This is a genomic window from Streptomyces sp. NPDC003327, assembly GCF_053589515.1.
On sequence record NZ_JBSFSA010000001.1, the window covers coordinates 298,275 to 322,956 of the forward strand.

Sequence of the window (24,682 nt, forward strand, 5' to 3'; positions counted from 1 at the left end):
AGCGGAAGAGGTGATCGATGGGCGTCGCGGGACCCCCCGGTCCGGTGATGGACCGGGACGAGGTGGACCGTGCGCTGGCGCGGCTCGGCGCGGAGCACAAGGCGGTCGAGGACTCGCTCCTCGCCCTCCAGGACCACGCCGGCCGCAGGCTGCTCGAAGGGGCCGCGCTGACCGGCACGACCCGGGACCGCTGGGCGGCCGCCGAACGGACCATCACCCTGCTCTGGACCTGCTTCGACGCGTACACGGCCGCCCTGCGGGAGGCCCGTGAGGTGCGGGCGCGGCGCCGCTGGCCCGGGCGGGAGGAGCTCGTGGAGCTGACCGACCGGCTGCGCGGCGACACGGTGATCGTCGCGGGCGGGGCCGCCGAGGGCGCCCTGCTGACCGAGCGGTTCACCCTGGAGGGCCTGGTCCGCCGGATGAACGAGTTGTACGCCTCCTCGCTCGACCTGGTGGTCGCCGCCGACGCAGTCTGGTCGGCGCTGCCTGCCCGGATAGACCTGCTCGCCGCCGAGCTGGGCCGTACGCGCTCGCTCGCGCACTCGGTCGGGGTGCGGCCGGGCGAGCACCCCGCCGGGGACGAGCTGGAGTCGATCACGGCCGAGCTGACCGCGCTGCGCTCCCAGGTGGTGACCGATCCGCTGGCGTTCTGGCGCCCGGCGACGGGCAGTTCGGCGCCGGGCGGCGGCCGGCCGGACACCGAGCGGTACGACCGGGCGGCGCGCGCCCTGGAGGACGTGCGGCGCGAGATCGAGGCGGTCCTCGCGGTGCGGCAGGACTCCGAGGACCGGCTGCTGCGGCTGCGGGACGTGCTGTCGCGGGCGGACCGGACGCTCGCCGAGGCGCGGGCAGCGCGCGGGGAGGTGCTGGCGAAGATCGCCGCCTCCGAGGTGCCGGCCGTCAGCGGTCCCCCGACGGCGCTCCAGGAGCGGCTCGTGGCGGCGGCCGAGTACCGCAGGCACGCCCAGTGGCACCGGCTCTCGCCGCTCCTGGACGCTCTGGAGGCGGAGGCCGAGGACGAGTTGCTGCGGGCCCGCGAGTCGCTGACCGCGGTGACGGCGCCGCTGGCGGTCCGGGCGGAACTGCGCGGGCGCCTCGACGCGTACAAGGCGAAGGTGGCCCGGCTCGGGGCGGCGGAGGACCCGCTGCTCGTCGAGCGGTACGACGCTGCCCGGCGGATGCTGTGGAGCGCGCCGTGCGACCTGCGGGCGGCGGAGCAGGCCGTGCTGCGCTACCAGCGGGCGGCGGCGGACGTGCTGTCGGGGCCGCGCGACGCGGAAGGACGGCAGTGGTGAGCGGGGGAACGAGCGTGGGTGCGTGTCAGCGTCCCTCGTGCGAGGGTTCGTACGAGGACATGGGCGGCGGCGAGCTGTACTGCGACACGTGCGGTCTGGCGCCGGTCGTCGCGCCGGGCGGGATGCTGCGGTCGACGCGGACCGGGATCGCGGTGCCGGGCAGGGGCACGGGCGTCGGCGGGCGGGACTCGGCCTCGGGGCGGAGCGGTTCGACGGCGTCCTCGCGGGCGTCGTCGCGCGCCTCGTCGCGCTCGTCGACCTCGCGCCGTTCGGTCTCGGGCCGGCTCTCGCGCTCCCTGTCGGGGGCGGCGTCGACGCGTTCGGTGTCGGTGCGCAGTTCGGGGGCGTCGGCCGGGCAGTCGGCGCGGAACCGGCTGGGCGCGGGCCTCGTGACGATTCCGGAGGTGCCGCGTCCGGATCCGCGCGGCGCGGTGATGGAGAACCCCGAGGTCCCCGAGCGGAAGCGTTTCTGCTCCCGTGCCGACTGCGGGGCTCCCGTGGGCCGTTCGCGCGGCGACCGGCCGGGCCGCACCGAGGGCTTCTGCACCGCGTGCGGGCACCCGTACTCCTTCGTGCCGAAGCTGCGCGGAGGGGACATCGTGCACGGGCAGTACGAGGTCGCGGGCTGTCTCGCGCACGGCGGTCTCGGCTGGGTCTACCTCGCCGTCGACCGGGCGGTCTCCGACCGCTGGGTCGTCCTCAAGGGCCTGCTCGACACCGGCGACCAGGACGCGATGGCCGCCGCCATCTCGGAGCGGCGCTTCCTGGCCGAGATCGAGCACTCCAACATCGTCCGCATCTACAACTTCGTCGAGCACCTCGACCCGCGCACCGGCTCCCTCGACGGCTACATCGTCATGGAGTACGTCGGCGGGAAGTCGCTCAAGGAGATCGCCAACGACCGGCGGACGCCGGACGGCCGGCGCGACCCGCTGCCGGTCGAGCAGGCCTGCGCGTACGGCATCGAGGCCCTGGAGGCGCTCGGCCACCTGCACAGCAGGAACCTGCTCTACTGCGACTTCAAGGTCGACAACGCCATCCAGACCGAGGACCAGCTGAAGCTCATCGACATGGGCGCGGTCCGGCGGATGGACGACGACGAGTCCGCGATCTACGGCACGGTCGGCTACCAGGCGCCGGAGGTGGCCGAGGTCGGGCCGTCCGTCGCCAGCGACCTGTACACGGTGGCGCGCACGCTCGCGGTGCTGACCTTCGACTTCCAGGGGTACACGAACGTCTTCGCGGACGCGCTGCCGGACCCGGAGCACATCGAGGTCTTCCGGACCTACGAGTCGTTCTACCGGCTGCTCATGCGCGCGACCGACCCGGACCCCGCCCGCCGGTTCTCCTCCGCGCAGGAGATGGCGGAGCAGCTGACGGGAGTGCTGCGCGAGGTCGTGGCGCTCCAGTCGGGGCGCCCGCGCCCGGCGCTCTCGACGCTCTTCGGCACGGAGACGCGGGTCACGGACACCGAGTTGTTCGCCGACCTGGAGGAGGACGTGTCGCTGCTCGGCGTCCGGCGCGGGCGGCGGGCGCAGGTGCCGCCGGTGACCGGCGTCCCCGAGGGGCACGGACTCGGCGGCGCCCTCGCCCCGCTGGACGTCCCGGCCACGGCGCTCGCGCTGCCCGTGCCGCGCGTCGACCCGGGCGACCCCAACGCCGGGTTCCTCGCGGGACTCGTCGCCGCCGCGCCCGCCGAACTCCTCGGCGCCCTCCAGGCGGCCCCCGCCCCCTCCCCCGAACTGTGGCTCCGCGCGCTGCGGGCCCAACTGGAGCTGGGCGACCTGTCCGCCGCGGGCCGGACGCTCGTCGCCCTGGAGGAACGGCAGGCCGAGGACTGGCGGGTGATCTGGTACCGGGGCGTCGCCTCCCTCGTCGTCGGCGACTTCGAGCACGCGGCGCTGGCCTTCGACGCGGTCTACGACGCCTTCCCCGGCGAGCCGGCGCCGAAGCTGGCCCTCGCGGTCTGCGCCGAGGTGCTGGGCCAGCTGGACAACGCCGCCGAGTACTACGGCCTGGTGTGGGCCACCGACCCGAACTACGTCAGCGCGGCCTTCGGACTCGCCCGGGTGCGGCTCGCCGCGGGCGACCGCACCGGGGCCGTGCGGGCCCTCGAGTCGGTGCCGGAGGCCTCCATCCACTACACGGCGGCCCGGGTCGCGGCCGTCCGCGCCCGGCTGCGGCGGCGCCCGGCGCGCGAGGCGCTCGGCGCGGACCTGACGGCCGCGGCGGCGCAGGTCTCCGCGCTCCGGGGCTTCGGCCTCGACGCGGTGCGCCGGGAGCGGTTGTCCACAGAGGTCCTCGGGACGGCCCTCGACTGGGTACTCTCCGGAAGTCCCGGCGCGGCACCGGGCGGCGGCGCGCTGCTGCTCGGAAGTGAACTGGACGAGCGCGGACTGCGCTTCGGCCTCGAACGCTCGTACCGGGTGCTGGCCCGGCTCGCCCAGCAGGGCGGGGAGAGGAACGAACTGGTGGAGCGGGCCAACCGCTTCCGCCCCAGGACGTGGGTGTGAGGATGTCCCAGAATCCGAAGCCGTCGCACGGACTCGCCGCCTGCCCGGGCTGCGCGGAGCCGCTGGAGTCGGGCGACCGGTTCTGCGGGGCCTGCGGGTACGACCTGTCGGCCGTGACCGCGGCCGGGCCGGAGCCCGACCGCCCGACCGTCGCCCTCGCGACCCCCGTCGTCTGGCCGGACGCCCCGCCCCGGGACCCCGGCTCCCTGTCGACGCTCACCCAGCACCCCGGCGACCTGGCGGGCGTGGACTCGGGCAGCGGGGCGGCGGAGGCCGGAGCCGAGCCCGCGCCGGAGCCCACGGCCGGGCCGGCCGCGGCCGCCGGGCCCGCGCCTGAGCCCGGGCGCGAGAGCGTCCGCGCGCCCGGGACCGAGGCCGCACCGCGTGCCGCCACCGGTTTCGGCTCCGGTTCCGGTGACTTCGAGCTGGCCGCGCCCGACCCCCGTACCGCCGTACGGAACGATCCGGCCCCCGCACTCGCACCGGCCCCCGCGCCGCCGTCGGCACCGGCACCCGCACCGGCACCGGCGCCCGTGTCGGCGGCGGCCGGGCCCGCCGCGCCGGGGGTGTGCGTGGCCTGCCGCGGCGGGCGCGTGGACACCGACGGGTACTGCGAGAACTGCGGGCACGCCCAGCCCCGCGAGCGCGACCACCTGGAGCGGGACCTCGGCGGGGTCGCGGCCGTCAGCGACCGCGGCCTGCGCCACCACCGCAACGAGGACGCGTTCGCCGTGGCGGCCACGACGCTGCCCGACGGCTCCCCCGCCCGGCTGGCGATCGTCTGCGACGGCGTCTCCTCGGCGACCCGCCCCGACGAGGCCTCGGCCGCGGCGGCCGAGGCCGGGTGCGCCGCGCTGCTCGCCGCGCTCCCCCGCGGCACCCACCCCCAGCAGGCGATGCACGAGGCGATCGTCGCCGCCTCCGCGGCCGTGAACTCCCTCGCGGACGAGCCCGGCCTGGACGGCGCCGACCACGAGGCCGCGCCCCACCGGAACGCACCGGCCTGCACGATCGTCGGCTCGGTCGTCGCGGGCGGGCTGCTCGTCGTCGGCTGGGTCGGTGACAGCCGGGTCTACTGGGTGCCGGACGACCGCGCCACGCCGCCCGCCCGGCTCACCGAGGACGACTCCTGGGCGGCCCAGATGGTCGCCGCGGGACTGATGAACGAGGCCGAGGCGTACGCGGACGAGCGCGCCCACGCGATCACCGGCTGGCTGGGCGCGGACGCCTACGAACTGGAGCCGCACACCGCCGCGTTCTCGCCGGACCGGTCCGGGGTGGTCGTCGTCTGCACGGACGGCCTGTGGAACTACGCCGAGGGCCCCGCCGACATGGCCCGGGTGGTGCCGGCGGACGCGGCGGCCCGTCCGCTGCACGGTGCGCAGGTGCTCGTCGGCCACGCCCTCGACGGCGGCGGCCACGACAACATCACCGTCGCCGTCCTGCCGTTCGTCCTCCCCGCCGCCGGGGCGGCGCCCGCCGGAGCGGTACCGGCCTGAGCGGCCCGGGCCGCCGCGCCCCCGCCCCGCCGCGCCCCCGCCCCGTCCCCACACCGTTGTTGCCGAGGAGCCGAAGAAACAGATGGCGAACTTCTCCAAGTCGACCGTGCCCCAGTTCTCGGTGGACGTGTACCAGAACGAGTTCCTGCCGGAGGGCGGCCGCGAGGTCAGCGCCATCGTCACGGTGACCGCCATCGGGGGCGGCACCACCGGGGCCGCGGGCCTCGGGCGCGGCTCCGCCGCCGGAGTGGTGATCATGGTCGACTGCTCGGGCTCGATGGAGTACCCGGCCACCAAGATGCGCGGCGCCCGGGAGGCGACCGCCGCCGCGATCGACACCCTCCGGGACGGCACCTCCTTCGCCGTCGTCGCCGGCACCCATGTGGCCAGGGAGGTGTACCCGGGGGACGGCGGCCTCGCCGTCGCCGACGCCCGCACCCGCGCCGAGGCCAAGGAGGCGCTGCGCGGACTGTCCGCCGGGGGCGGCACGGCGATCGGCACCTGGCTGCGGCTCGCCGACCGGCTGCTGTCCGCAGGGCCCGCCGCGCCCGCGATCCGGCACGGCATCCTGCTCACCGACGGCCGCAACGAGCACGAGTCGCCGCAGGAGCTGCGGGCCGCGCTCGACGCGTGCGCGGGCCGGTTCACCTGCGACGCCCGCGGGGTCGGCACCGACTGGGAGGTCAAGGAGGTGACGGGGATCGCCTCCGCGCTCCTCGGCACCGCCGACATCGTCGCCGATCCGGCCGGTCTCGCCGCCGACTTCGCGGCGATGATGGAGGGCGCGATGGCGAAGGGGGTCGCGGACGTGGCCCTCCGGCTGTGGACGCCCGTCGGGGCGGAGATCGTCCTCCTGAAGCAGGTGGCGCCGACGGTCGAGGACCTGTCCGGACGGCGTACGGAGGCGGGACCCCGGGCCGGGGACTATCCGACCGGCTCCTGGGGCGACGAGTCCCGCGACTACCACGTGACCGTGCGGGTCCCGCAGGCCTCCGTCGGCCAGGAGATGCTCGCGGCCCGGGTCTCGCTGCTCGTCCCCGACCCGGTGGACGGCACGCCCCGGCCCGTGTCTCAGGGACTGGTACGGGCGGTGTGGACCGACGACCTCGCGATGTCGACCTCCATCAATCCGCAGGTGGCCCACTACACCGGGCAGGCGGAGCTCGCGGACGCCATCCAGGCGGGTCTGGATGCCCGCAAATCGGGCGATCGGGACGGCGCGACGGCGAAGTTGGGGCGCGCCGTGCAACTCGCGGCGGCCTCGGGCAACGCCGATACGGCGAAACTCCTTTCGAAGGTGGTGGACGTGGTCGACGCGGCGACGGGTACTGTGCGTTTGAAGGCGAAGGTCGCGGAAGCGGACGAGATGACACTCGAGACCCGCTCCACCAAGACCGTTCGCGTGAAGAGGTAGCCCGGCGCGCAGCCACCGGGCCGGACGACGAGAGGGGGAAGCACCGACATGCCGACCTGCCCGAACGGACACCAGTCGGTCTCCGACGACTGGTGCGAGGTCTGCGGCCATCGCATGGCCGCGGCGGGCGCGCCGACGGGTGCCGTACCGCCGCCTCCCCCGCCGCCGCCGCCCGCGTACGGATACCCGGGCCCGAACGGCCCCGGCGGCCCCGGCCCCGGCGGCCCCGGCCCGGCCCCGACGCCCGGCATGCCGCCCGCCGGTGGCTTCGGCCCGGGCGGCGACCCGAACGCCACGGCCCAGGCCGAGCTCTGCCCGCAGTGCCGGACGCCGCGCGAGCCCATGGCGCCGTTCTGCGAGGAGTGCCGCTGGAACTTCCTCACGAACACCGCGACCTCCTACACGCCGCTGGCCCCGCCGCCGCAGCCCTCCCGGCCCGCGCCGCCCGCGCAGCAGCCGGGCCCGCCGCCCGGCCTGAACCTGCCGCCGGGCTTCCAGTCGACGCCGCAGGCCCCGCAGCCCCCGGCGCAGCAGCCGCACGACCCGTTCGGCTACCAGGACTCGCGGCCCTCGCAGGTGAACCGGTCGGCCGAGCCGCTGGGCTCCGACCCGACGCACCACCAGGCCCCGCCGCAGCGTCCGGCCGCGCAGCAGCAGCCGCCCGCCCCGCCCGCGTACCTCCAGGCCCCGGCCCAGGCTCCCGCCCCGTCGGCGCCGCCGCAGCCGCGCACGGACGACGACTGGGTCCTGTCGCCGCCGTCGCAGCCGCCGCACGCCACCCCGGCTCCCGCGCCGACGCCCGCCCCGGCCCCGGCCCAGGCCCCGCCGCCGCAGGGACCGCCCCAGGGCCCGCCCGCGCAGCAGGGCCCGCCGCAGGGACCGCAGCAGGGCCAGCCGCGCCAGGGCCCGCCGCCGCAGTTCCAGCAGCAGCCCGCGCAGCACCAGCAGCCTCAGCACCAGCAGCCCCCGCAGCACCAGCAAGCACAGCCGCCGCAACAGCCGCAGCCGCCTCAGCAGCCGCTCCGCTGGACGGCCGTCGTCGCCCCGGACCGCGACTACTTCATGGCGATGATGCAGCGCAGCGGCCCCGAGGCGACGGGCCTCAACCTGCCCGCGTACTCCCCGGCCAAGCACCTGCCGCTCCAGGGCAACCAGGTCTCCATCGGCCGCCGTCGGCACTCCACGGGCGAGTCCCCCGACATCGACCTGTCGGTGCCGCCGGAGGACCCGGGCGTCTCGCACCAGCACGCGGTGCTGGTGCAGCAGCCGGACGGTTCCTGGGCGGTGGTGGACCAGAACTCCACCAACGGCACCACTCTCAACGGCGGTGAGGAACCGATCCAGCCGTACGTACCGGTCCAGCTCCAGGAGGGCGACCGGGTGCACGTCGGCGCCTGGACGACCATCACGATCCGGCGGGGCTGAGCAGCGGCCAGGCGTACGGCCCTCCGGGGTCGTCCAGCCAGGCCCACTGCAGCTCCCCGCTGACCGTCACCCCGAAGCGCTCCCGCTCCGGCCGCCCCTCGCGGCGCCAGAGCGAGAGCGCTTCGCGCCTGTCCAGGCGGTCGCCGACGAGCCCGTACAGGAAGCCGACGCGCTCGTCCCCGGCCGGTGCGGGGCGCGGGGTCACGGCGCCGGAGCCCCGCAGCGGCACGAAGTACGCCGGGGTGCGCAGGAACCGTCCCTCCGCGTGCTCCGCGTCCCGCACCCGCAGCAGGAGGAGCCCCGTGGACATCGGCGTGAGGACGAGGGCGCCGGGCCTGCACTGGCGGAGCCAGGGGTACGGGACCGAGGGCACCGCGCAGGTCGCCACGATCCGGTCGTACGGCGCGCGCTCGGGGCAGCCGCGGGCGCCGTCCGCGACGCGCACGGCGGGCCGGTATCCGGCGGCGGCGAGGTGGGCGCGGGCGGACTCGGCGATCTCCTCGTCCAGGTCCACCGTCGTGACGTGCGCGTCGCCGAGCCGGTGGCAGAGCAGGGCCGCGTGGTAGCCGGTCCCGGCGCCGATCTCCAGGACGTCGTGCCCGTCCCGTACGTCGAGGACCCGGAGCATCAGCGCCATCAGCGACGGCTGGCTCGCGGAGGAGACCAGCTCCCCGTCCCTCACCCGGGTGGCGAGGGCGGCGTCCCGGTACGCCCCGCGCAGCCAGCGCCCGCGCCGCTCGGGGTCGGGGTCGCCGGACCAGAGCCGCTCGTAGCCGCCGGGCCCGGCGCCGTAGTGGTACGGCACGAAGAGGTGGCGCGGCACCTCGGCGAAGGCCGCCCGCCACGCGGGGTCGGCCAGCTCGCCGTACTCCTCGACCTCCCGCACGAGGCCCCGCCGCTCCCGCGCGGCGGCCTCCGCGAACTCGTCCCGCGGCCGCTCACCCATGGCTCCACTCTCCCGCCGCCCGGGGCGCGGGGCGAGCGGTCGGTCGGAGGTCCTGGTTCCTCCGTCCTCGGCCGGGGCGTCTGAGACGATGGAACGGTGAACGAGATTCCCGGGGAGACCGTGCAGGAGCAGACCTTCTACGAGCAGGTCGGCGGCGAGGAGACGTTCCGCCGACTGGTCCACCGCTTCTACCAGGGCGTCGCGGAGGACCCGCTGCTCCGCCCGATGTACCCGGAGGAGGACCTCGGCCCGGCCGAGGAGCGGCTCGCCCTCTTCCTGATCCAGTACTGGGGCGGCCCCCGCACCTACAGCGACCACCGCGGCCACCCCCGCCTGCGGATGCGGCACGCCCCGTTCACCGTGGACCGGGCGGCCCACGACGCCTGGCTGCGCCACATGCGCGACGCCGTCGACGAGCTGGCGCTCGCCCCGGAGCACGAGCGGGAGCTGTGGCACTACCTGACGTACGCGGCGGCCTCGATGGTGAACACGGCCGGCTGACGGGCGCGGGCGAGCGCCCCCCGTTCCGTTCCTCCGTGGTCGGACTCCATCGACGAACTCCATCGGCGGACTCCATCGGCCAACTCCGAGGACGGACTCCGCCGGACGGCCACATTCCGGAGATCGGACGCCGAATAACGGTCACGATCCCATCAAGGTCGGTCCGTAAGCGGTTTCCAGTAACCCGTTCACTCTGAAAACATCCGAGGACGTTCGGGTCCAGGGGGATGGGTGACGGGGTTCGTACTTCTGCGCGTCAGGGCTCACCGGCTGCTGCTCGCCGCGGCCCTGCTCGCGATCCTGCTGACCACCGCGGTGCTCGCCACCCTTGCCGCCTTCTCGGGGTCCATCGGAGACGCCGCGCTCCAGGCCGGACTGCGGGGCCGCTCCGCGCCCGCCGCCGCGCTGCTGGTGCGCGGGCAGGTGCCCGCCGAGAAGCGGGCCAGTGCCGAGGAGGCCGTCCGCTCCGGGATGAGCGGGACCTTCGACGGACTGCCCGTGACGGTGCGGAAGCTGGAGCGGACGGGCCCGTACGCGCTGCCCCGGAAGCTCCAGCCCCCGGCCGCCCGCGCCGGCGACCCCGACCTGACGCACTTCGCGGCCCTCGACCGCTCGCGCCTCGCCCTCGTGCGGGGCGCCTGGCCCACGGCCGCGCGGCCCGGCGGGGTGGTCGAGTCGGCGCTCCCCGAGGAGGCGGCGAAACGGCTGCGGATCGCGCCGGGGGCCGTCCTCGACCTCACCGACCGGATCACCGACACGACGGTGCGGACCCGGATCACCGGCGTCTACCGGCCCGTCGACACCGCCGACCTCTACTGGCAGCTGGACCCGGCGGGCGGCCGCGGCGTCCGGACCGTCGCCTTCACCACGTACGGGCCGCTCCACGCCGACCCCGCCGTCCTCGCCTCCGGGGCGCTGTCCCGCGGCGACACCTCCTGGCTCGGCTCGGCCGACTTCTCCGCCCTCACCACGGACCGGATGGACGCGCTGCGCGCCGCGGCCACGGCGGGCCCGCGGGCACTGTCCGCCGACACCGCCCGGTTCGGCACGACGATCAGCGCGTCCACGGCGCTCCCCCTCGTCCTGGACCAGACCGAGCGCGCCCTCGGCGTCTCCCGCTCCACGCTCGCCGTCGTCGCCGTACAGCTGGTGCTGCTCGCCGGGTACGCGCTGCTGCTCGTCGCCCGGCTCCTCAGCACCGAACGGGCGGGCGAGAACGCGCTGCTGCGCGCCCGCGGCGGCTCACGGCGCCGGATCGCGGGGCTCGCGACCGTCGAGGCGCTGCTGCTCGCGCTGCCCGCGGCCGTCGCCGCCCCGCTGCTCACCGGCCCGCTGACCCGGCTCTTCGCCGAACGGTCCGCGCTCGGCTCCCTCGGCGTACGGCTCGACTCCACGCCCTCCCTCCAGGTGTGGCTGGTCGCCGCCGCGGTGTCGCTCTGCTGCGCGGCGGCCGTGGTGGCCCCCGCCCTCGCCGCCGGGGACGGTTCGGCGGTGCCGCTGCGCGCGGGTCGCTCGGCTTCGCTGCCCGGGCCCGTGCGGGCCGGTGCCGACCTCGGCCTCCTGGCGGTGGCCGTCGTCGCCTACTGGCAGCTGCAGCGGCAGCCCGCGTCGGGCGGTGACGCCGGCGCCGCGCGCTTCGGCTCCGGTTCCGTGGACCCCGTCCTCGTCGCCGCGCCCGCGCTCGCGCTGCTCGCCGGGACCGTCCTGACGCTCCGTCTGCTGCCGCCCGCCGCCAAGCTGGCCGAGCGGCGCGCCTCCGCCGGGCGGGGGCTCTCCGCCGCGCTCGCCGGCTGGCAGTTCAGCCGCCGCCCGCTGCGCGGCGCCGGACCGGTGCTGCTGCTCGTCCTCGCGGTGGCGACGGGCATGCTGGCGATCGGCCAGAGCGACTCCTGGCAGCGGTCCCAGCGGGACCAGGCCGACTTCCGGGCCGGTACGGCCGTACGGGTCCTGGGCGCGGGTCCCGGCGACGCGGCGCAGACCGCCGGGCTCGCCGCCGTGCCGGGGGTCCGCGCGGTGGCCCCGGTGCACCGCGCCTCGATGGACGTGGCCGGCCGGAACGCCACCGTCCTGGCCGTCGACACCCGCGGCGCCGCGGGCGGGCTGCTCCTCCGCCCCGACCTGGCGGGTGCTCCGGCCCCGTCCGTGCTCGCCCCGCTTGCCCCCCGGGGCGGGCCGCGGAAGGGCGTCGCCCTGCCCGCCGGCAGCCGCTCCCTCCTGCTCGACCTGCGGTCGACGGCGCCCGCGGGCACCCCGGACACGGAGGTCTCGATCGCCCTGGAGGACGGCTACGGCATCCCGTACCGGCAGGTCGTCGGCCGGGTGCCGACGGACGGACGGACGCACCGGCTGGTCTACGACCTCGCCGCCCTCGGCTCGGGAGCCGCGGCGGGCGAGGCGGGTCACTCGCGAGGCGCCGGGCAGGTGGGGCATGCCCCGCAGGACTCCGGACGGGGAGCCGGGGAGAAGGCCCGGCAGACTTCGCAGGACTCCGGGCAGGGAGCCGGGCAGGCCGGCTCGGGCGGCGCGGCCGAGGGTGCCACCGGCCCCGGGCAGGCCGGCTCGGGCGGCGCGGCCGAGGGTGCCACCGGCCCCGGGCCGTCCTTCACGCTCACCGGGCTCGACGTCGACGGCCGGATCGACGACGGCCGGGACCGCACCCAGACCTTCCGCGTCGACCGCATCGCGGTCGTCGGAGCGGACGGGACGGAGCGCGCCCACTCCCCCGGCGCCGTCCTCGCCGGCTGGACCGCCTCCTCCGACCAGACCCTCGACGGTGACCGGCAGAAGCCCGTCCGCGTCTCCGGCCGGTCCCCCGGACCCGGCACCGCAGCGCGGCCCGCGCCGTACTCCGTCACGTACTCGGTGACGGCCCGGCCCCCCGGCGACCCGCGCTTCGGGCTGGAGGAGTACGGGGTGCGGCTGACCGCACCGGTACCGACGGCGCCCGGGCAGGTGGTGCCCGCCGTCGCCACCGACGCGTTCATGAAGGCGACCGGCGCCGCCGTCGGCGAACGCTTCGAGGTCCCGCTCGGCGGCCGCCGGATCGACGTCGCCGTCCGGCGCGTCGTCCAGGAGCTGCCCACCACGGGCACCGCCGCCCGCGCCGCCACGTTCACCTCGGCCGTCACCCCGGAGGACGGCGGGGCGATCCTCCTCGACCTGGCGGCCGTCAACCAGCACCTGGCGGCCGACCCGATCGCCTCGGTGCACCCGACCGAGTGGTGGCTCACGCCCGAGCCGGGCCGGGCCGCCGAGGTCGCGACGACGCTCCGGGCCCGCGCCGACATGGCCCCCGACCGGGTCGTCGTACGCGACGAGATCGCCGCCGAACTCCTCGGCGACCCGCTCGGGGCGGGACCCAACGCCGCGCTCACGGCGGTGGCCGCGGCCGCCGCGGCGCTCGCCGCCGTCGGCTTCGCGGTCGGCTCGGCCGGCGCCCTGCGGGAACGGTCCGCCGAGTTCGCGGTCCTCCGGGCGCTCGGCGCGCCCCGCCGCCGTCTGGCCCGGCTGATCGCCGCCGAGCAGGGCGTGCTCATCGGCATCGGCCTGCTCGTCGGCGTCGGCCTCGGCACGGTCCTGGCCCGGGCGGTCGTCCCCCTCGTGGTCCTGACCGGCCAGGCGACCCGGCCCGTGCCTCCGGTCCTGGTCCAACTGCCGCTCGACACGGTGGCGCTGCTCCTCGCCGGAGTCGCCGCCCTGCCCCTGGCGGTCGTCGCCACGATCGCGCTGCGGCGCACGGACCCCGTCGCGACCCTCCGTCACCAGGGGGACCACTGATGCCCGAGAACCGCGGCCACGAGCAGCCCGAGAACCGGGGACCGGGCCGGGAACAGCCCGAGAACCGGGGCCCGGGCCGGCGGCCGGGCACGCCCACCCCTTCCGAACGCGAACGCGAGGAGGCCCCCGACGTGCCCGGGTCCCGGATTCCGTCCCGGTCCGAGAAGCCCGGCCGGGCCGTGGCGCCGTGGGTCAGGACCCGGCTGCGGGCCGCGCCCGGCACCGCGGCCGCGCTCGCGCTCCTCGTCCTGGTCAGCGCCTACCTGGCGGCCGCGCTGCCCCGGGTCGTCGACGCCTACGAGACGGACGGCCTGCGGCACGACATCCGCACCGCAGCACCGCGCACCAGCGTCCTCGAACTCACCGCGCCGCTCGCCCTGGACACCCGCCCGGAGGAGGTCGGCCCCCGGACCCTCGCCCGCCGCGAGGGCGAGCTGAGCGCGCTCTTCCCCGAACCGCTCCGCACCGATCCCGAGCGGACCGTCCACGGCCTGCGGACCGTCAAGCGCGTCGAGGGGCTCGACCCCTGGCTGCCGCGCCCCGACGGCCTCTCCCCCGAGTTCGTCCTCGCCTCGCCGTCCGAGCTGTCCGGGCACGCGGCCCTGCGGGCGGGCCGCCTGCCCGCAGGCACCGCCGCGCGCCCCGAGGCGGCGGTCACCGCCGCCACGGCGAAGGCCCTCGGCATCAAGCCCGGCACCGTCGTCCACGTCCCGGGCCACGGCGGCGACCAGGCCGTGACCGTGACCGGCGTGGTGGAGCCGCGCGGGCCCGAGACCCCGTACTGGGCGGTGGAGCCGCTGCTGCGCACCCCGGTCCTCGCCGCCAAGCCCGCCGGCGGCGAGGTCCGCTCCTACTGGCAGGCCTCGCTGCTCCTCTCCCCCGCCTCGGCGCCCGTGCTGATCCGCAGCACGGGCGAACCGGAGGCGTACTGGCGCTTCATGCCCCTGGAGAGCCACCTCACCGGCCGGAACGCGGAACGGCTCGCCGCCGCCCTCGACTCGGCGGCCGGCGGGCCCGACCTGCTGCGGCTGCGCGAGGTCATGGGCGAGACGGGCGCCCTCACCACGGACCTCGACGCGATCGTCGACGGCTACGCCTCGATGCGGGCGGCGATCGCGCCGGTCACCGCCGTCGCCGTCTTCGGCGTCGGCACGGTCGCCGCGGCCGTCCTCGCCATGACGGGCGGCCTCTTCGTCGCCCGCCGGGACGCCGAACTCGCGCTGCTGCGTTCCCGCGGCGCCTCGCTCCCCGGCATCGCCCTGCGGCTGCTCGGCGAGACCGCCGCCGTCGCCGTCCCGGCCGCCGCCCTCGCGGTCCTCCTGGCGCGGCTGACCGTCCCGGGGCCGCCCGGCGGCGGCGTCCCCGACCCGCCCTCCGTCCTCGCCGCCACGGGCGTCGCCCTGCTCGCGATGCTGGTGCTGCCCGTGCGGGCCGTCCTCCGGCACCGGCGGCCGCGTCTGCACGGCGGGCGCGACGACCTGCTCACCGCCCGGCCCTCCCGCCGCCGCACGGTCGCCGAGCTCACGCTGCTCGTGCTGGCCGCCGGTGCGGTGGTCTCGCTGCGGCTGCGCGGTACGGCCGACTCCGGCGACCATCTCGTGAGCGCCGCGCCCGTGCTCGTCGGCCTGATCGCCGCGCTCGTCCTCGTACGGGTCCATCCGCTGCCGCTGCGGTGGGCGGCCCGCCCGGCCCGGGGGCTGCGCGGGGTCGTCGGGCCGCTGGCGCTGGCCCGCGCCGGGCGCGCCCCGTCGGCCGGGGCGCTCCTCCCGCTCCTGGCCCTGGTGCTCGCCCTGACCACGGCGGCCTTCGGCGGCTCGGTCCTCGCGGGCGTCGCCGACGCGCGCGACCGGGCCGCGCTCCTGGCCACCGGCGCCGACGCCCGGATCGACGGGTCGGTGGAGTGGACCCCGCTGCCGGACGGGCTGACGGAGGCGGTCCGGGGCGTGCCCGGGGTACGGGACGTGACCGAGGTCCAGATCGAGTACGGGGTCGAACTCCCCTCGTACCAGGGCACCTCCGCGGCCCCGATGAGCGCCCCGCTCGTGGGCGTCGAGCCCGGCTCGTACAGCGGGCTCGCGGGCCGGACCGGCTTCGGTCCGTTCCGGGCCGGGCTGCTCGCGTCGACGGGGAAGGGCGGCCCCGACGCGGTCGCGGACACCGGCCGCGTGCTGCCCGCGGTCGCCTCGCCGACGGTCGCGGAGCGGCTCGGCCGGGAGTCGCAGGAGATCGTGTCGGCGGCCGGCACGTTCCGGGTGAAGGTGGTGGCCGTGGTGGCGGCCACCCCGGCGCTGCCCGGCGCGGACTTCCTCCTCGTCAACGCCGCCGACCTGGTCCGCGCACGGCCCACCACGCTGCTCGTCACCGGCCCCTCGGACGGGGCGCCGCTGCGGGCGGCCGTGGCGGCGAGGTCCGACGACTTCCTGGTCACGACGCGCGCCGAACAGCGCGCCACCTACGTGGACTCGCCGCTCCAGTCGGGCGCCGAGACCCTCTACGCGGCGGCCATCGGGGCGGGCGCCGCGTACGCCGTCGTGGCCGTGCTGCTCTCCCTCCTGCAGAACGCGCCGGAGCGGAACACGCTCCTCGCGCGGCTGCGGACGATGGGGCTGACCCGTCGGCAGGGGCGGCGGCTGCTCGGCCTCGAGGCGCTGCCGCAGGCGCTGCTCGCGGCGCTCGGCGGCACGCTCGTCGGCTGGGCGACGGTGCCGTTGCTCGCGCCGGGCATCGACCTGTTCCGGCTGGCGCTCGCGACGACGCCGGGGCTGGCGGCGCTGGACAGCGCCCCGCTGAAGGCGGACCCGTGGTCGCTGACGCTGCCGGCGCTCGGTGTGGTCCTGCTGACGGCCGCGGCGGCGGGGGTGCAGGCGTGGTGGGCGGGGCGGAAGGGCTCGGTCAGGGAACTCAGGGTAGGAGACGCACGATGACGGGGACTGGGGCGACGGAAACGGTGTCAGGGTCGGGGTCGGGGGCCGCGGGGGCGTCGGGCGCGAGCCTGGAGGAGTTGGAGCGGCGGGCCCACGCGCGCCGCGACCGGCCCTCGTACGGCCATGACGCGCTCATCGCCTGCGACCGGCTCGTCCGGATCTTCACCACGGACGGGGTGGAGGTGCAGGCGCTCCAGGGGCTCGACCTCCTGGTGAAGGAGGGCGAGTTGATGGCGCTGGTCGGGGCGTCGGGCTCCGGCAAGTCGACCCTGATGAACATCCTGGCCGGGCTCGACGTGCCGACCGCGGGGGCGGCCCGGGTGGCGGGCTGCGACCTGCTCGCCATGGACGGCAAGGCGCGGCTGCGTTACCGCCGCGAGGTCGTCGGCTTCGTCTGGCAGCAGACCGCCCGCAACCTCCTGCCCTATCTGACGGCCGCTCAGAACGTGGCCCTGCCCATGCAGTTGCGCGGCCGGGCGCGGCGGATGGCGGAGCGGGCGGAGGAGCTGCTCTCGATGCTGGGCATCGCGGAGATCCGGGACCGGCGGCCGCACCAGCTCTCCGGCGGTCAGCAGCAGCGGGTGGCGATCGCCGTGGCGCTCGCCAACAACCCGTCGGTGCTGCTCGCCGACGAACCGACCGGCGAGCTGGACTCGGCCACCGGCGAGCAGGTCTTCGCCGCGTTCCGCCGGGCCAACGAGGAGCTGGGGACGACGATCGTGATCGTCACGCACGACCTGGCGGTCGCCTCGGAGGTGCGTCGCACGGTCGCCATCCGCGACGGCCGGACCTCCTCGGAGGTGCTGCGCCGCACGGAGGTCGACGACGAGGGCCAGGAGTCGCTGGTGGCGCGGGAGTACGCGATGCTCGACCGGGCCGGCCGCCTCCAGCTCCCGGCGGAGTACACGCGGGCCCTCGGCATGGAGCACCGGGTGGCCCTGGAGCTGGAACAGGACCACATCGGCGTCTGGCCGGACGACACCGGCCGCTGACCCCACGCCCGGGGGGTGGAGGGACGCGGGACCGGGCCTCCGCGGTCGTACGACTCCGGGGGCGCCCTTGCGGTCGTACGGCTCCGGGGTCGTACGGCTGCCCGGTCGTACGGCTCCGGGGGCCGGAGAGGTCAGGCGGCGGGGCCCGGAGCCGGGGCGACCGGGAGGCCGAGCGGGGCCGTACGGAGCGCTATCGAACCGTACGGGGTGCGCAGCCGCAGCCAGGGGCCGGAGGCGAACAGCGCGACCGGCACCTCGTGCGGGGGCAGGAAGCCCAGCGACTGGGCGGCGTGCACGGCCCGCAGCGGCAGGCCGGTTCCGGCGAGCGTGCGGGACCAGATCTCGCGGCCGATGCGGTCGCGCTCGGCCCGGGTGCGCCGCTCCTGCGGCAGGGCCTCGTCGCGGCCGCGGAACTCGCTGACGGCGGCGGCGACCACGCCGCGCATTCCCGCGACGTCGGGGAGGCCCGGGACGGGCTCCCAGCCGCCGCGCGGCGGCAGGACACCGGCCCACGGCGGGCCGGTGACGGCGCCGGGAACGACGGCCTTGCCCGCCGCCTCCTCGATGCCGTCGAGCAGCTCGCCCGCGGAGACGGTGACGTCGAGCTCCACGGCGTCGACGAGCCGGGCGGTGCGGATCGCGAGGACCTCGAAGGACGCCGGCCGCCCGAAGACGGCCAGCGCCCCGCCGCCGGCCCGCGCGGCCTGCGGCGCGGAGGGCGTCGCCTGCAGGCGGACGGCGGCGGCCCGGTCGTAGTGCACCAGCCGGGTCAGGAAGGCGGCGAGGGCCGCCGCCTCCCTGGGGTCGGCGAAGTGCAGGGGCGCGAGCACGGTCATGCGGCGGAGGTCATCCCGTCGTCCACGAACTCCTCCAGGAAGGAGCGCTCCTCGGCGGTGATCCGCCGGGGACGCTGCGCCTCCAGGTCGAAGGGCACGACGACCGTGGAGGCCCGTACGTAGGTGACGTCCGGGTCCTTGATCTCGTACGCGATCGTCAGCGACGCCGCGCCTATCTTGGTGACCCACGACTCGATGGTCACCGGCTGGTGCCGGTGGACCAGCGGCCGCACGTAGTCGATCTCGTGCCGGGCCACGACGGACCCGCCGGAGAAGGACGGGGAACCGTCCCCCGGCGCCAGCCGGAACATGAAGTCGATCCGCGCCTCTTCCAGGTACCGCAGGAAGACGACGTTGTTGACGTGCCCGAAGGCGTCCATGTCCGACCAGCGGAGGGGACAGCTGTAGATGTGCCTCGCCACGGACCTCAGCCTCGGGTCAGCTTCTTGTGGGTGGCGCGGTGCGGACGGGTGGCGTCCGGGCCGAGCCGCTCGACCTTGTTCTTCTCGTACGACTCGAAGTTGCCCTCGAACCAGAACCACTTGGAGTCGCCCTCGTACGCCAGGATGTGCGTGGCGACCCGGTCGAGGAACCAGCGGTCGTGGGAGACGACCACGGCGCAGCCCGGGAAGTCGAGGAGCGCGTTCTCCAGCGAGGAGAGCGTCTCGACGTCGAGGTCGTTGGTGGGCTCGTCGAGGAGCAGCAGGTTGCCGCCCTGCTTGAGGGTGAGCGCGAGGTTGAGGCGGTTGCGCTCACCGCCGGAGAGCACGCCGGCCGGCTTCTGCTGGTCCGGGCCCTTGAAGCCGAAGGCGGAGACGTAGGCGCGGGACGGCATCTCGACCTGGCCGACGTTGATGTAGTCCAGCTCGTCGGAGACGACGGCCCACAGCGTCTTCTTCGGGTCGATGTTGGCGCGGCCCTGGTCGACGTAGGAGATCTTGACCGTCTCACCGATCTTGATCTCGCCGGCGTCGGGGGTCTCCAGGCCCTGGATCATCTTGAAGAGCGTGGTCTTGCCCGCGCCGTTGGGGCCGATGATGCCGACGATGCCGTTGCGGGGCAGGGTGAAGGAGAGGTCGTCGATGAGGACCTTCTCGCCGAAGGCCTTGGAGAGGTTGTTGACCTCGACGACGACGGAGCCCAGGCGCGGGCCCGGCGGGATCTGGATCTCCTCGAAGTCCAGCTTCCGCATCTTCTCGGCCTCGGCGGCCATCTCCTCGTAACGGGCGAGGCGGGCCTTGGACTTGGCCTGGCGCCCCTTGGCGTTCGACCGCACCCACTCGAGCTCTTCCTTGAGGCGCTTCTGGCGCTTCTCGTCCTTCTTGCCCTCGACCTTGAGGCGCTCGGCCTTCTTCTGGAGGTAGGTCGAGTAGTTGCCCTCGTACGGGTGGGCGCGGCCGCGGTCGAGCTCCAGGATCCACTCGGCGACGTTGTCGAGGAAGTACCGGTCGTGGGTGATGGCCACGACGGTGCCCTTGTACTGCGCGAGGTGCTGCTCCAGCCAGTTCACCGACTCGGCGTCGAGGTGGTTGGTGGGCTCGTCGAGGAGCAGCAGGTCGGGGGCCTCCAGGAGCAGCTTGCAGAGCGCCACGCGGCGCTTCTCGCCACCGGAGAGGTTGTTGACCTTCCAGTCGCCGGGCGGGCAGCCCAGCGCGTCCATGGCCTGCTCCAGCTGGGCGTCGAGGTCCCACGCGTTGGCGTGGTCCAGGTCGTCCTGGAGCTTGCCCATCTCCTCCATGAGCTCGTCCGTGTAGTTCGTGGCCATCTCCTCGGCGATGGCGTTGAACCGGTTGAGCTTGCCCTTGATCTCCGCGACGCCGTCCTCGACGTTCTCCAGGACGGTCTTGGACTCGTCGAGCTTCGGCTCCTGCATGAGGATGCCGACGGAGTAGCCGGGCGAGAGGAAGGCGTCGCCGTTGGAGGGCTGCTCCAGGCCGGCCATGATCTTCAGGACGGTGGACTTACCGGCACCGTTCGGGCCAACCACACCGATCTTCGCACCGGGCAGGAAGCTCAGCGTCACGTCATCGAGGATGACCTTGTCGCCGTGCGCCTTGCGCGTCTTGCGCATCGTGTAGATGTACTCAGCCAAGAGAAACCGTCCGGCAAAGAGTGAGTGGGCAGATACACCCATCTTGCCAGCCGTCCGCAGTCAGACGGAAACCGGTGAGGCCGCGGCCCGCCGCCGGGCGCGGCCGGGGTCCGGGGTCGGGCGGGATCGGGCTCCCGGCCCGGGTGGGCGCGGAGTCCCGGGCCGAGGGGCGCGGGACGTGCGACGGCCCCGGACGCGGGTGCGTCCGGGGCCGTGCGTGGCCGTGTGCGGCCGGATGGGGCCGCGGGGCGTCGGCCGGAGGGGGTGATCCGCGTGACGCGGATCACTCCGCTCAGTGACCGGCGGTCTTCTTCTTGCGGAGGAAGAACACCGCGCCGCCGCCGGCCAGGACGAGCGCGACGGCGATGCCGGCGATCATCGGGGTGGCGTTGGAGCTGCCGGTCTCGGCCAGGTCACCGCCGCCGGTGGTGCCGGTCGAGCCCGTGGTGCCGGTGCCCGTGGAGCCGGTGGTGCCGGTCGAACCGGTGGAGCCGCCCGGGGTGGTCGGGGAGGGCTCGACGGAGGGGGTCCCCGAGGGGGTCTCGGACGGGACCGGGCCCGGCGTGGCCGTCTCGCAGTCGTAGACGCCCTCGAAGGTCTCCTCGAAGTTCGGACCGGTGATCGTGAACTTGTACGCCTCGTCCTCGGCGAGCGGGACCGTCACGGTCTTGGTCTCACCGGGGGCGATGGTGTGCGAGGTGCCCTTCAGCTCGAAGGTCCACGGCTCGTCGCCCTCGTTGGAGGCGGTGACGTCGAGCCCGCCCTTGGCGCAGTCCTTGGCGACGCTGACGGCCGGGACGGCACCGGTCTTCGCCCAGGTGGCGGAGGCCTTGGCGGTGACGGTGGAGTCGCTGGAACCGGCCAGGATCAGGGTCTGGGACGGGCCGTCGATGGAGACGAAGGCGCGGCCGAGGGAGACCTTGGTGGTGGCCTCGGCGGTCACCTCGGCGGCGCCGTCGGCGGTGCCGGCCGGGACGTCGAAGTAGATCTCGTCACCGTTCTTGGCGGAGGTGACGGGCTGGCCGGCCTTGTCGACGATCTTCACACCGGCCGGGGTGCCGGCGCCGGTGGTGATCGCCGGGTTGGCGTTGGTGGTGACCTTGATCGGGCCGAGCTTCTCGCCCGCCTTGCCCGCCACGGAGGACGGGGAGAGCGACAGGGAGGCCTTCGGCTCCTCCAGCTTGACGGCCTCCTTCAGGAGGTACTCCGTCAGCTTCTTCGCGTCGGCCGCCGCGGGGGTGGCCGTCACGTCGTCGGAGAACGTCCAGATCGCGGCCTGGGTGCCCGCGGCGGCCTCGTTCTGGTCGAGGTCGACGTCGAGCTTCTTGCCGAGCGCCTCGGCCGAGAACTTCGGGTACGCGTTCTCCAGGATCCAGAGGATCTTGCCCGCGTTCTCGTTGTCGTGCAGCGAGGACTCGCCCCAGCCGACTTCCTTGTAGTCGAAGTCGTGCTTCGCCCCGGTGCGGAGGTCGATGCAGTAGGTCGAGAGGGTTCCGCCGCCCTCGACCTGCATGGTGAAGAGGCCGCCGCTGACGGCGTCCGGCCAGGCGGTGCCGTCCTTCTCCACGATGTTGACGTCGCCGCGGTCGGTCATGCCGCCGAGCTTCGCCGTGACGCCGCCGGTCCCCTCGGGGCCACCGTCGGCGAGGGCCGGACCGGCGGTCGCCATCGTGCCGGCGGCGACGAGACCCGCGACGAACGTCGCGGCGGCGAGACGAGCAGCGCCCCGCCCACGAACTGAAAACATTGGATTCCCCTCCGGGCGAGCCGCTCCGCGAACGTGGTCAATTCGCGTGGGGGGAGCGCCCGCCAGCACACTTACAGACTCGATGGGCTCACGTGCCTCATGAGTACTCGGGAATCCTAGGGATGCGGAAGACCCCGGTGCCCGGTCATGCGATCAGATAACCATTCCGTCTCGGAATCGTTATCGGCACGGCGAGTTGGTCGACAAATCCCCACAACTCATGGTCAGGGAGCGGCTACGAGCTGATGTGCCGCTTCCGTCCAGGGGTCCGCACCCGGTGGTTCCGGAGGCGCGACGAGGGCGGGGGACGGGGTCGGTGACGGATCGACCGGGGCCGTCCGTTCCACGCGCGCGGCCCTGCGGAAGGCGGCCGTCCCGCGCGTCAGATCGTGGCCGACGGCGAGCGCGTCGACGTCCACGAACGTCTTGCGCTGCCCGTCGCGCTCGTCCTCCCGCACCCGCAACCGGCCGTGCACCACGAGCGGTTCGCCCACGGACACGCTGGCCGCCAGGTTCGCGCCGAGCGTCCGCCAGGCCGACACCGTGTAGAAGCTGGTGGCCCCGTCGGCCCAGACCGCCCGCTCCCGGTCCCAGCGCCTCGCCGTCACGGCGAACCGGAACCTGGCCACCCCTCCCGTCGGCGTCTCGCGGTACTCCACCGCCGTCGCCACGTTGCCGACCAGCGTCACCGTCGTCTCGTTCATCGTTCCGCCCCCTTGTGCGATGTCCGCGCGTCCCGGCGCGTCCGTACTTCTCGTACGGCACTCATCCTGGAGCGATCGGGAGCAACCCGCTGAAGCCTGGGGACAACGGGACGGCTGTGAACAACTCCCGCACTCGTTCGGGTGAATGACGGACCGTGTCTCCCCCGCCTCCCGGCCCTGCTAGCGCCCCCGGACGCCCGCCCTCGGCGCCCTCGTCGCGCCCGGCCGGCCGAGCGGGCGGCCGTGGCCGACCACCCGCGCCGACGGCCGGTTCCCCGCCACCGCCGCGTACTGCTCGCGCACCTCCCGGTACCGCATCAGTTCCGCCGCGACCGGGTCGAGCACCCGGGCCCGGCCGCAGGCGGCGACCGCCTCGCGCAGCCGGCGCTCGGCCTCCTGCCCGTACCGCCGCGCCGGCCCCTTGACCGCGCCCTCGCAGGCCCATTCGACGAGCGGTCCCCCGACGATGCCGCCGACCATCACCAGGACCGGCGGCAGGATGCCCGGCTCCACGACGCCCACGATCTGGCCCACCAGCCAGAGCGCGCCGAAGACCTGCAGGAGCGTCATCACGACCTGCGCCAGGACGGCGGCGGGCCACCACGCGGGCCGGGGCGGCCGGGCCGCCGGGTCACCCATGGTCACGGTCAGCTCGTCGAGCGCCTCGGGCAGCCCGTCGGCCCCGCGCGCCGCCGCCTCGCGCACCGCCTGCGCCCACGGCGCCGGAAGCCCCCGCGAAGCCTCGTCGGCGACGATCCGCACCGCCTGCTCGACCCGCTGGCGGGCCGTCAACTCGTCCTCGACCGGGCTCTCCAGACGCGGGTCGGTGGAGCCGTGCGCCCGCAGCCGCTCGTACCAGCGGTAGAGCCGCAGCCAGGGCGTGCCGCAGGCGCGGATCGCGCCCCGCCGCCAGACGCGCTCGGCCGCCTCGCCGGCCGCCTGCGCGCCCACGGCGACCGCAAGCCGGTCGGTGAAGTCCTCGCGGGCCCGCTCGCCGAGGCCGGGCCGGCCGTCGGCGACGTACGCGGGCCGCAGCCGGGCCGCGGCGGCGTCCACGTCGGCGGCGAGGCGCCGCTCGGGCGCGGTGCGCTCCTGGACGAAACGGGCGAGGAGCTCGCGGAGTTCCGGCACGCCCTCGCCGGTCAGCGCGGAGACGGCGAGCACCGCCGCGCCGGGCTCACCGTGCTCGCCGAGGGCCACGCCGTCCTCGTCGAGCAGACGGCGCAGGTCGTCGAGGACGAGGTCGGCGGCCTCGGTGCCGAGCCGGTCGATCTGGTTGAGGACCACGAAGGTGACCTCGGCGTGCCCGGCGAGCGGCCGCAGATAGCGCTCGTGGAGGGCGGCGTCCGCGTACTTCTCGGGGTCGACGACCCAGATCACCGCGTCGACGAGACCGAGGACGCGGTCCACCTGGTCGCGGTGGGAGACAACCGCGGAGTCGTGGTCGGGCAGGTCGACGAGGACGAGCGGCTGGAGGTCGGCGTCGGCCGCGCCCCCGGCGAGCGGACGGCGCCGGAGCCTGCCGGGCACGGCCAGCCGGTCGAGGAGCCCGGCCGCGCCCTCGGACCAGCTGAGCGCGATCGGCGCGCAGGTGGTGGGGCGGCGCAGGCCCGTCTCGGAGACGGGGACGCCGGCGAGGGCGTTGAAGAGGGTGGACTTGCCGCTCCCGGTGGCGCCCGCGACGGCGACCACAGTGTGCCGGGCGGAGAGCCGCTGCCGGGCCGCCGCCTCGTCGAGCACGCGCCCCGCCTCGGCGAGGGCCTCGCTCTCCACCCGCGTACGGGAGAGGCCGACCAGCTCGTGGAGGGCGTCGAGGCGGCGGCGGAGGGCGCCGCCGTACGCCCCGCCGGGCGGCGGCAGGGCGTCCTCGTCCCCGGGCCCGTCCCCCGGCCCCTCCCCCGGTCGGTCCGAGGACCCTTCGTCGGGGGCGGCGGCCCGCTCGGCCGCGCGACGCGCGATCAGCCCGTCGTCCCAGCGCTCCCGGCCGCGCTCCCGGTCGTTGTCCACCACGTCCACG

The 24,682-nt window shown here is 75.7% G+C and carries 16 protein-coding genes; 9 read left to right on the top strand and 7 right to left on the bottom strand.

Annotation, left to right across the window (positions count from 1 at the left end; genetic code table 11):
• Positions 1 to 17: 17 nt before the first annotated feature.
• From ACWDVG_RS01365 to ACWDVG_RS01385, 5 genes are all read left to right on the top strand, one after another.
• Positions 18 to 1,295 carry a hypothetical protein gene (locus ACWDVG_RS01365; RefSeq protein WP_451694990.1) on the top strand — a complete coding sequence of 426 codons (1,278 nt, stop codon included), beginning with the start codon at positions 18 to 20 and terminating at the stop codon, positions 1,293 to 1,295.
• Positions 1,296 to 1,354: 59 nt separating this feature from the next.
• Complete coding sequence (locus tag ACWDVG_RS01370; RefSeq protein ID WP_451695106.1) at positions 1,355 to 3,808, top strand: tetratricopeptide repeat protein; 2,454 nt, start codon at positions 1,355 to 1,357, stop codon at positions 3,806 to 3,808.
• Between the two features lie 2 nt (positions 3,809 to 3,810).
• A complete protein-coding gene (locus ACWDVG_RS01375) occupies positions 3,811 to 5,307 on the top strand; it encodes a PP2C family serine/threonine-protein phosphatase (RefSeq protein WP_451694992.1) in 1,497 nt (498 codons plus the stop codon).
• 82 nt (positions 5,308 to 5,389) lie between these two features.
• On the top strand, positions 5,390 to 6,721 hold the full coding sequence (locus ACWDVG_RS01380) for a vWA domain-containing protein (RefSeq protein WP_451694994.1): 1,332 nt from the start codon (positions 5,390 to 5,392) through the stop codon (positions 6,719 to 6,721).
• Between the two features lie 48 nt (positions 6,722 to 6,769).
• Positions 6,770 to 8,146 (top strand): FHA domain-containing protein, encoded by a 1,377-nt coding sequence (locus ACWDVG_RS01385; protein ID WP_451694995.1) that lies wholly within the window; start codon positions 6,770 to 6,772, stop codon positions 8,144 to 8,146.
• Here the strand turns inward: ACWDVG_RS01385 and ACWDVG_RS01390 are convergent.
• A complete protein-coding gene (locus tag ACWDVG_RS01390) occupies positions 8,127 to 9,092 on the bottom strand; it encodes a methyltransferase domain-containing protein (protein ID WP_451694997.1) in 966 nt (321 codons plus the stop codon). The two genes, ACWDVG_RS01385 and ACWDVG_RS01390, sit on opposite strands and share 20 nt — an antisense overlap.
• Positions 9,093 to 9,188: 96 nt before the next feature.
• Here ACWDVG_RS01390 and ACWDVG_RS01395 point away from each other — a divergent pair, with 96 nt between their 5' ends.
• The 4 genes from ACWDVG_RS01395 to ACWDVG_RS01410 all read left to right on the top strand — a co-directional run bounded on the left by ACWDVG_RS01395 (position 9,189) and on the right by ACWDVG_RS01410 (position 17,286).
• On the top strand, positions 9,189 to 9,593 hold the full coding sequence (locus ACWDVG_RS01395; protein ID WP_451694998.1) for a globin: 405 nt from the start codon (positions 9,189 to 9,191) through the stop codon (positions 9,591 to 9,593).
• Positions 9,594 to 9,824: 231 nt separating this feature from the next.
• Positions 9,825 to 13,370 carry an FtsX-like permease family protein gene (locus ACWDVG_RS01400; protein ID WP_451695000.1) on the top strand — a complete coding sequence of 1,182 codons (3,546 nt, stop codon included), beginning with the start codon at positions 9,825 to 9,827 and terminating at the stop codon, positions 13,368 to 13,370.
• Complete coding sequence (locus ACWDVG_RS01405) at positions 13,370 to 16,294, top strand: FtsX-like permease family protein (RefSeq protein WP_451695002.1); 2,925 nt, start codon at positions 13,370 to 13,372, stop codon at positions 16,292 to 16,294. The genes ACWDVG_RS01400 and ACWDVG_RS01405 overlap by 1 nt, the downstream gene beginning before the upstream one ends.
• On the top strand, positions 16,291 to 17,286 hold the full coding sequence (locus tag ACWDVG_RS01410) for an ABC transporter ATP-binding protein (protein ID WP_451695004.1): 996 nt from the start codon (positions 16,291 to 16,293) through the stop codon (positions 17,284 to 17,286). The genes ACWDVG_RS01405 and ACWDVG_RS01410 overlap by 4 nt, the downstream gene beginning before the upstream one ends.
• A gap of 131 nt (positions 17,287 to 17,417) precedes the next feature.
• Here the strand turns inward: ACWDVG_RS01410 and ACWDVG_RS01415 are convergent, their stop codons facing one another.
• The 6 genes from ACWDVG_RS01415 to ACWDVG_RS01440 form a co-directional block, all read right to left on the bottom strand.
• Complete coding sequence (locus ACWDVG_RS01415) at positions 17,418 to 18,122, bottom strand: hypothetical protein (protein WP_451695006.1); 705 nt, start codon at positions 18,120 to 18,122, stop codon at positions 17,418 to 17,420.
• Positions 18,119 to 18,544 carry an acyl-CoA thioesterase gene (locus ACWDVG_RS01420; RefSeq protein ID WP_451695008.1) on the bottom strand — a complete coding sequence of 142 codons (426 nt, stop codon included), beginning with the start codon at positions 18,542 to 18,544 and terminating at the stop codon, positions 18,119 to 18,121. The genes ACWDVG_RS01415 and ACWDVG_RS01420 overlap by 4 nt, the downstream gene beginning before the upstream one ends.
• A 5-nt stretch (positions 18,545 to 18,549) precedes the next feature.
• The gene (gene ettA, locus ACWDVG_RS01425) at positions 18,550 to 20,214 is read right to left on the bottom strand and encodes an energy-dependent translational throttle protein EttA (RefSeq protein ID WP_451695010.1); all 1,665 of its coding nucleotides are present in this window, start codon (positions 20,212 to 20,214) and stop codon (positions 18,550 to 18,552) included.
• Between the two features lie 292 nt (positions 20,215 to 20,506).
• On the bottom strand, positions 20,507 to 21,961 hold the full coding sequence (locus ACWDVG_RS01430; protein WP_451695012.1) for an LAETG motif-containing sortase-dependent surface protein: 1,455 nt from the start codon (positions 21,959 to 21,961) through the stop codon (positions 20,507 to 20,509).
• 224 nt (positions 21,962 to 22,185) lie between these two features.
• On the bottom strand, positions 22,186 to 22,665 hold the full coding sequence (locus tag ACWDVG_RS01435) for a single-stranded DNA-binding protein (protein WP_451695014.1): 480 nt from the start codon (positions 22,663 to 22,665) through the stop codon (positions 22,186 to 22,188).
• A 180-nt stretch (positions 22,666 to 22,845) separates the two neighbouring features.
• Positions 22,846 to 24,681 carry a GTPase gene (locus ACWDVG_RS01440; protein WP_451695016.1) on the bottom strand — a complete coding sequence of 612 codons (1,836 nt, stop codon included), beginning with the start codon at positions 24,679 to 24,681 and terminating at the stop codon, positions 22,846 to 22,848.
• Between the last annotated feature and the right edge of the window lies 1 nt (position 24,682).

Excerpts from the sequence above, each read along its gene's own strand:
- ACWDVG_RS01365 (WP_451694990.1), top strand. The coding sequence starts at position 18 with ATGGGCGTCGCGGGACCCCCCGGTCCGGTGATGGACCGGGACGAGGTG.
- ACWDVG_RS01370 (WP_451695106.1), top strand. The coding sequence starts at position 1,355 with ATGGGCGGCGGCGAGCTGTACTGCGACACGTGCGGTCTGGCGCCGGTC.
- ACWDVG_RS01375 (WP_451694992.1), top strand. The coding sequence starts at position 3,811 with ATGTCCCAGAATCCGAAGCCGTCGCACGGACTCGCCGCCTGCCCGGGC.
- ACWDVG_RS01380 (WP_451694994.1), top strand. The coding sequence starts at position 5,390 with ATGGCGAACTTCTCCAAGTCGACCGTGCCCCAGTTCTCGGTGGACGTG.
- ACWDVG_RS01385 (WP_451694995.1), top strand. The coding sequence starts at position 6,770 with ATGCCGACCTGCCCGAACGGACACCAGTCGGTCTCCGACGACTGGTGC.
- ACWDVG_RS01390 (WP_451694997.1), bottom strand. The coding sequence starts at position 9,092 with ATGGGTGAGCGGCCGCGGGACGAGTTCGCGGAGGCCGCCGCGCGGGAG.
- ACWDVG_RS01405 (WP_451695002.1), top strand. The coding sequence starts at position 13,370 with ATGCCCGAGAACCGCGGCCACGAGCAGCCCGAGAACCGGGGACCGGGC.
- ACWDVG_RS01410 (WP_451695004.1), top strand. The coding sequence starts at position 16,291 with ATGACGGGGACTGGGGCGACGGAAACGGTGTCAGGGTCGGGGTCGGGG.
- ACWDVG_RS01415 (WP_451695006.1), bottom strand. The coding sequence starts at position 18,122 with ATGACCGTGCTCGCGCCCCTGCACTTCGCCGACCCCAGGGAGGCGGCG.
- ACWDVG_RS01430 (WP_451695012.1), bottom strand. The coding sequence starts at position 21,961 with ATGTTTTCAGTTCGTGGGCGGGGCGCTGCTCGTCTCGCCGCCGCGACG.
- ACWDVG_RS01435 (WP_451695014.1), bottom strand. The coding sequence starts at position 22,665 with ATGAACGAGACGACGGTGACGCTGGTCGGCAACGTGGCGACGGCGGTG.